Origin of the sequence: Frankia sp. AgB32, from assembly GCF_023243045.1 — a bacterium.
Lineage (GTDB): Bacteria > Actinomycetota > Actinomycetes > Frankiales > Frankiaceae > Frankia.
On record NZ_JALKFX010000036.1, the window covers coordinates 50,597 to 57,402 of the forward strand.

Sequence of the window (6,806 nt, forward strand, 5' to 3'; positions counted from 1 at the left end):
CCTAGCCGGCGGCTGTCCGCTCTGCCTCCGAGCCCAGCGTGGCAGGCGGCGCGTCGCCCCGTTCCGCGGTGGTGCCAGCGCTCGCTGGCCGGTTCGGTAGCAGGAGGACGAGCGGGACGGCGGCCACAGTGAAGCCGAAGGTCCACCAGAAGGAAAGGGCGTAGGCATGCGCCTGGGCCGCCGAATCGGTCACACCGCGCAACCGACCGGCCAGCACGACGGCGAGCACGGCGGTGCCCAGAGAGGCACCGACCTGCTGGAAGATCCGCACGGCGGTGGTCGCCCTCGGGACCTCCGCAGGCGACAGACCGGCATACGCGGCGGACATGACCGGCACCATCGCCGCCGCCAGCCCAAGCCCCCGCACCGCCAGAGACGCTCCGAGCACGAGCTCGCTGGTGCTCGTCCCTACCTGCGTGTAGGCCGCCGATCCCAGCACGCTGAGCCCCAGCCCGGCCAGAACCGTCAACCGTGGACTCACCCGGTCCGCCACCCGGCCGAGCACGATCATCCCGATCATCATGCCCAGGCCCTGCGGAGCGAGCAGCAGGCCGGCACCGATCGCGCTGCGACCCCGCACCTGCTGCTCGTACAGCGGCAGGAGGAACATCGCTCCGAACAGAGAGGTCCCGAACAGGAACATCAGGCCAGCCGATCCGCGGAACGGTGCGGACCGGAACAGGCGCAGATCGATCAGCGGCACCCCCTTGACCCGCAGGGCGTGCACACCGAAGGCGACGAGCAGCACCACACCGACGGCCATCGGGACGAGCGTTGCCGCGGAGGCGAACTCACCGCGGCGCCCGGCCTCGGCAAATCCGTACACGACCGCCGCGAGCCCCGGCGAGAGCAGCGCGAAGCCCACACCGTCGAGAGGCTGGCGCCCGGAGACCGCCGTCGCGGGCAACGAGCGCCAGGCCAGCACGAACGCCACGGCACAGACGGGCACGTTGATCAGAAAGATCCACCGCCAGCTCACACTGTCGACGATCACGCCGCCGAGGACGGGTCCGAGCACCGGGGTCAGCAACGCCGGCACGGACACCGCGGCCATGAGCCGGCCGATCCGCTGTGGGCCCGCCGCCTGCACCAGGATCGTCTGCATCAGCGGCAGAAGCAGCCCGCCGCCCAGACCCTGCACCACGCGGAAGGCGATCAGGCTGCCCGCGGACCACGCGAGCCCACACAACGCCGAGCCGACCAGGAACAGGCCCAGCGCCAGCAGCCACATCCGCCGCCCCCCGTAGCGCTCCACCGACCAGCCGGACAGCGGGATGACCACGGCGAGCGCCAGCAGGTAGGCCGTGGTGACCCACTGGATCGTCGGGATGCCGACGTGGAACACGCCCGCCAGCGTGTCGAGCGCGACCGACACGATCGTCGCGTCGAGCTGCACCACGACCGCGCCGGCCAGAAGCACCAGGGCCAGGCGCACAAGCGCGCGGTCCAGCGGCGCCTCGGCGGCGGCCGGGGCCGCATCCGGCGTGGACATCCGTGTCGCCATGGGCCGACCTCCGCTCGACGTGCATCCCTGCCACGTGCATCCCTGCCACGTGCATCCCTGCCACGCACGGTGACGACCCGCTCGGGCGGACGCGCAATGCTGATGACGGCGATGACGATACACCGTATCGGTTGCCGATACACCGTCTCGGCCCGACGGTGAGTGACCTCGATGCGGCAGCCCACGTAACCTCGGGACATGGGCGACCACAACCGCGTGGAGGGCGACCCCCCGGGACTGAGCGCCCTGCTCCCCGCGGGCCCGGCGCGGCACCAGGCCGGACCCGCAGCCGATGCCGTCGAGATCTCCCCCGCCCCACCGACGGGTGACATGTCCGGGTACCGGCCCTCGAAGCTGCTGTGGGCCCGCTCGACGGGCCCACGCCGGCCGCGACTGACCCGCGAGGAGATCGTCGACGCGGCGATCGCCATCGCCGACGCCGAAGGGCTGACCGCCGTGTCGATCCGCCGGGTCGCCGCCGCCCTCAGTGCCCGGCCGATGAGCCTGTACTCGCACTTCGACCGCAAGGATGATCTCCTCGCGCTGATGAACGACCGGGTGGCGGCCGAGATCCTCGTGCCGGAGCCGCTCCCGGCCGACTGGCGCGACCGCCTGCGCGCGATCGCCCACCGAACGCGGGACAGCGCTCTGCGTCACCCCTGGATCCTGCAGGTCTACGTCGGCCCACCCCGCGTCGGCCCGAACGCGCTACGGCACGGGGAGCAGTCCGCGGCCGCCGTCGCGGATCTGCCGCTTCCCACGGCGCGCCGCGTCGCCCTGCTGCGGGCCGTGGACACCTACACCCTCGGCCAGGTCGCCGCCGAGCTCCACGAGCAGCTGGCGAACGACAGCGCCAACCCGGCCGAGGTGCACGACTATCTGGCCCAGGCGCTCGACAGCGGTCAGTACCCGCATCTGGCCGCGCTGCCCCGCGCGGACCTCGCCCTCGTCCGCGGCGATGCCGCCCGCGAGAGCTTCGACCAGGGGCTGGACTGGCTCCTCGCCGGGGTCACCGCGGAACTCGACGCGGGCGCCGCGTGAACCGGCCGCACAGGCGCCGGCTCAGACGCTGCCCAGTACCCGACTGACGCGCACTTCCAGCACCACGCGCAGCGGGTTGACCCGTGGCTCGCGGTACCGCTGGGCATAGCGGCGCACGGCGTCGGCGACGCTGTCCGCGTCGGCCCGCACCACGGCCAGCCCCTCCAGGGTCGACCACCGGGGGCCGTCGATCTGGCAGAGCGCCACGGCGGTGCCGCCGGCGGGCCCGGCCGCGATGATCCGCGCCTTACGGGACCGGGACGACGTGATGACCCGCGCGGTACCGGAGCCCGGGTCGAGCGTCGCGCCGACGGCCACCACGTGGACACCGCCGTCCGGGCGAACCGTCGTCAGGCTGCACAGGTGCCGCTCCCGCCAGAAGGCGGCGAACTCCTCGCCCCGTTGGGTGAGGTCCAGCGGCCCGGCGGGCGAACTCGGCATGCCGCCAGCGTGCCACGGTTCGGCTGGCGGCACGCCTCGCCCGCCCGTGCGCGGTCACCCGTCCGCGCCGGGCCCGGTCGAGGTCGTCAGGCCGGGTCCGTCAAGGGCCGCGCGGGTGGAGTCGGGAGACCGAGTCGGCGATGGGTGAGCACCGGGAACTCGGCGCGGACCTCGGCCGGGCGGTGCCGGTCGACCTCGGCCGTCACGAGGCCGGGCTCCTGATCGCCCTCGGCCAGCACCTGGCCCCACGGGTCGAGGATGACGCTCGTCCCGCCCAGGTCCTGGCCGGCGTGCCGGCCCGCGAGGTTGCAGGCGACGAGGTTGAGCTGGTTCTCGATGGCGCGGGCCCGGGTGAGCACCCGCCAGTGCGCCAGCCGGGCCGCGGGCCAGGCCGACACCACGGCGACGAGCTCGGCACCGGCGTCGGCGAGCAGCCGGAACAGCTCCGGGAACCGCAGGTCGTAGCAGGTGGCCAGGCCAATGGTGCCGATCGCGGTCGGCACGGCGCCGACCGCCGCGCCGGGCGTCAGCAGCCGGGCCTCCGCCGAGCCGTACCCGAACAGATGGATCTTGCGGTAGACGTGCAGGATCTCTCCGTCGGGGCCGAGCAGGGCCGTGGTGTTGTACAGCCGGCCGTCCTCCGCCCGCTCCACCAGACTGCCCGCGACCAGGTGGAAGCCGCGTTCCCGGGCCACCTCCCGCAGCGCGGTGAGCGTCGGGCCGGTCAGGGGTTCGGCCTGCGCCTCGTAGGCGTCGAAGTGGAAGTAGCCGGTGGCCCACAGCTCGGGCAGCACCACCAGGTCCGCCTCGATCTCGCGCAGCTCGGCGCGCACCCGGCGGACCCGCTGCGCGGCGCTCTCCCCGTCCGGACAGGCGAGCTGCAGGCAGACGGTCCGCGTGCCGCGCTCAGCCGACACCCAGCATCGCCTTCCACTGCTGGGCGCTGGACGGTCGGAAGACGTGGTTCATCCGCTTGACCACCTCGAGGTCCTCGGATGCCTTCGGCGAGTACTGGTGACCGGGGAAGACCGTCGTGGCGTCCGGCAGGGCGGCGAGTCGACGCAGGCTGTCGTACATCAGGCCGGCGTCGCCGCCCGGCAGGTCCATCCGCCCGCAGCCCTCCAGGAACAGCGTGTCGCCGGCGACGAGCCGGTTGTCGACGAGGAAGCACTGGCTGCCCGGGGTGTGGCCGGGCGTGTGCAGGAGCTGGATCGGAATCTGCCCGACGGTGACCACGTCCGCGTCGTCGTGTTCCACGAGGTCCGACGCGGAGACGTCCGTCGCCTGCCGGACCCATTCGGCTTCGGCCCGGTTGACGTGGATCGGCACGTCCTCGCGCGCGAGCAGCTCGCGGATGCCCTCGATCTCGAATCCGAACGCCGAGCCGCCGACGTGATCGGCGTGGTAGTGGGTGACGAGCGCGCCGGTCAGCCGCATGTCGTCGGCGGCGAGGAGGTCCAGCAGGTCACCCACCTTGTAGGCCGGGTCGATGAGCACTGCTTCGCCGGTCTCCCGGTCGCCCACGAGGTAGACGAAGTTGACCATCTGGGTTCCAACGGGATCGCCCACGGCGAAGTCACGGCCGGACAGCAGCTGACGGAAGTACAGGCGGTCGGTCATCCGTTCAGCGTACGAAGCCCCGGCCCCGCGGCGCGTCAGGTGGGACGTGCGGGCTACATTCGGCGACATGCCGGGTGAGCGGCCCACGCCACGGACGGCCGCCAGCCGTCCCCGCCCCGCCGACGCGCGGATCACCCCACGCCAGGTGGCGCACTGGCGACGGATGGGTCTGGTCCGCGGTGGCAGCCGGGAGCTGGCCGACCTGCGGATGATCGGAGCGCTGCGGCGGGCCGGCGTGAGCCTGGGCCGTATCCGGGCCGCGCTCGAACGCGGTCGCGATGCCGCCCGCGCGGGCGCGCGGCCCGACCTGGCACGTTTCGCGGTGTACGCGGGCGAGCTCTACGTCCGCCATCCCGACGGCAGCTGGGAGGGCGACCGCCGACCGGGCCAGTTGGTGCTGGACGGCGCCGTGCCGCTGCTGCCGGTCCGGGGCGCCGTCAGGCCCGATCCCCTCACCGCGCCGTCAGCCGACGGCCGCGCCCTGCACGCGAGCGGTTCCCGCACCACCACGTCGGACCGCGGTGCGTCGGACCGCGCCGGGTCGGACCGCGCCGGGTCGGACCGCGGTGCGTCGAACCGCGGTGGCTCGGTGGAAAGAGGCTCGGCGGGGGGCGGACCGGGCCGGGCCGCGCTGCCCGGCGACGTCGCGGCGATCCACCGCTTCCTGGCCCGCCAGAACGCCCTGCTCGCCCCGGAGCGCGGCGCGCAGGTTCAGGCTGCGCTGTCCCAGGAGGCTGCACTGTCCCAGGAGGCTGCACTGTCCCAAGGGCACGAGAACGGGGCGACGGGCGGCTGACCGTTGCCCCCCGCCCGTCGTTCCCACCCGGTCGTGGCTCGGCGACGGGTGCCGTCTACCGCGGCGCGGTCGGGGCGTGGTGCTCGGCGAGGAAGTCGAGGATCGCGCCGGTGGCGTCGAAGGTCCTGCCGGCCGTCGAGGTGTGCGGGTCGGCGCGGGCCTCCGGGCTCGCCGGCCAGAGGTGGGTGCCGCCGATGACCGTGTCCAGCAGCACGTCACCGCCCTGGGCGCAGCCGGTGTACCGCGCCGCGGTGACGCCCGGGGTCGGCTCGTAGCGCACCGGAGCCGACGCGCAGCCGTACCGGGCGGCGTAGTCCTGGATGACGGCGGACGCCGCGGGAACCGACACGGTGGCGCCGACCACCTGGCCCCCGTTGTAGGGCACCGACGGATCGGCCGTGCCGTGCACCGCCATCGTGGCCGGGGCACGGCCGGCCGGGCAGCGGGCATCGGAGGTCGACGAGACCATGGCGACGGCGGCGAACAGGGGGGACCGGCACACCAGCGCCGCGGCGAACTCCGCGCCGTTGGAGTGGCCGGTTGCGTAGACCCGCCCGGCGTCCAGGCAGTACCGGCTGGCGAGTTCCCCGAGCAACGCGGTCACGAATCCCACATCGTCCGCCTTGCCCGGATCGGCGGGGGTGTTCCACCGGCGCGGCGTCCCGAGTGCATCCGGAGTCACCACGACAAATCCCCGGGCGACGCCCAGGACACCCATTCTCGACCGCTGTTCCTCAAGGGCACCGTCCGCCTTGAAACCATGGAAGTCGAAGACCACGGGAAGGGCGTGGCGGCCGTCGTCCCGAGCCGGCACGAACAGTCGATATGTACGTGTCGTCTCACCGTAACGGTAGGAAAGAAGACCGCTGGACAGTGCCGGGTGCAGCCGGCTCGCGACGCAGGTGCCGTCGGTGGACAACCTGGCCGAGCCTGCCGTGGTGGCGGCGGAGGACACCGGGACGGACGCCGACGCCGCGGCGTCATGATGCTGCCGGGCCAGCACGGGGACGGCCGCCAGCAATAGCGCGGCTATCACTGCGGCGACGGCGGCCCACCCGGGCACGCCCATTTTTCTGGGCACTGGCCCATCGTAGGAGAAGCGACGCTAAAAAGGATATTCGGCGAAGGACCGGTATCCGACAACGGCCGACCGCCCGCGATGGCGGCGGAGCTGCCGCGACGGCTGGCCCACGATTGGGGCACAACAGTCGAACCAATGTCAAGATCTGCCGATTTGCGCAGCTCTCGGTGAACGTCCGACCGCGGCACCAGGCGGGCCCATAGACTGGCCGCAGACGGAGTGCGCGGGCGCGCGCGGGATGGCGCTGCCGGGGCCCGGTCCCACGCCACCAACCGCCACTCCGGCCCGACACCGATCGACCCGACCACCGGCCGACCCGTGCG

7 protein-coding genes are annotated in these 6,806 nt (G+C 73.2%); 2 read left to right on the forward strand and 5 right to left on the reverse strand.

Annotated elements, in window-relative coordinates; translation table 11 throughout:
- Position 1 precedes the first annotated feature (1 nt).
- Entirely contained in the window at positions 2-1,492 is a 1,491-nt protein-coding gene (locus MXD60_RS13475; RefSeq protein ID WP_248819387.1) for an MDR family MFS transporter, read from the reverse strand.
- Between the two features lie 210 nt (positions 1,493-1,702).
- On the opposite strand from MXD60_RS13475, the gene MXD60_RS13480 reads away from it, so the two are divergent.
- Complete coding sequence (locus tag MXD60_RS13480) at positions 1,703-2,545, forward strand: TetR/AcrR family transcriptional regulator (RefSeq protein ID WP_248819388.1); 843 nt, start codon at positions 1,703-1,705, stop codon at positions 2,543-2,545.
- 21 nt (positions 2,546-2,566) lie between these two features.
- On the opposite strand, the gene MXD60_RS13485 is transcribed toward MXD60_RS13480, so the two are convergent.
- From MXD60_RS13485 to MXD60_RS13495, 3 genes are all read right to left on the reverse strand, one after another.
- Positions 2,567-2,986: a pyridoxamine 5'-phosphate oxidase family protein gene (locus MXD60_RS13485; protein WP_248819389.1), complete on the reverse strand. Its 420-nt coding sequence runs from the start codon at positions 2,984-2,986 to the stop codon at positions 2,567-2,569.
- Between the two features lie 86 nt (positions 2,987-3,072).
- Positions 3,073-3,903: a carbon-nitrogen family hydrolase gene (locus MXD60_RS13490; RefSeq protein ID WP_248819390.1), complete on the reverse strand. Its 831-nt coding sequence runs from the start codon at positions 3,901-3,903 to the stop codon at positions 3,073-3,075.
- Positions 3,893-4,606 (reverse strand): MBL fold metallo-hydrolase, encoded by a 714-nt coding sequence (locus MXD60_RS13495; protein ID WP_248819391.1) that lies wholly within the window; start codon positions 4,604-4,606, stop codon positions 3,893-3,895. The genes MXD60_RS13490 and MXD60_RS13495 overlap by 11 nt, the downstream gene beginning before the upstream one ends.
- Positions 4,607-4,652: 46 nt before the next feature.
- On the opposite strand from MXD60_RS13495, the gene MXD60_RS13500 reads away from it, so the two are divergent.
- Positions 4,653-5,402: a MerR family transcriptional regulator gene (locus tag MXD60_RS13500; RefSeq protein ID WP_248819392.1), complete on the forward strand. Its 750-nt coding sequence runs from the start codon at positions 4,653-4,655 to the stop codon at positions 5,400-5,402.
- A gap of 55 nt (positions 5,403-5,457) precedes the next feature.
- Here the strand turns inward: MXD60_RS13500 and MXD60_RS13505 are convergent, their stop codons facing one another.
- Positions 5,458-6,483 carry a CE1 family esterase gene (locus MXD60_RS13505; protein ID WP_248819393.1) on the reverse strand — a complete coding sequence of 342 codons (1,026 nt, stop codon included), beginning with the start codon at positions 6,481-6,483 and terminating at the stop codon, positions 5,458-5,460.
- Positions 6,484-6,806 lie beyond the last annotated feature (323 nt).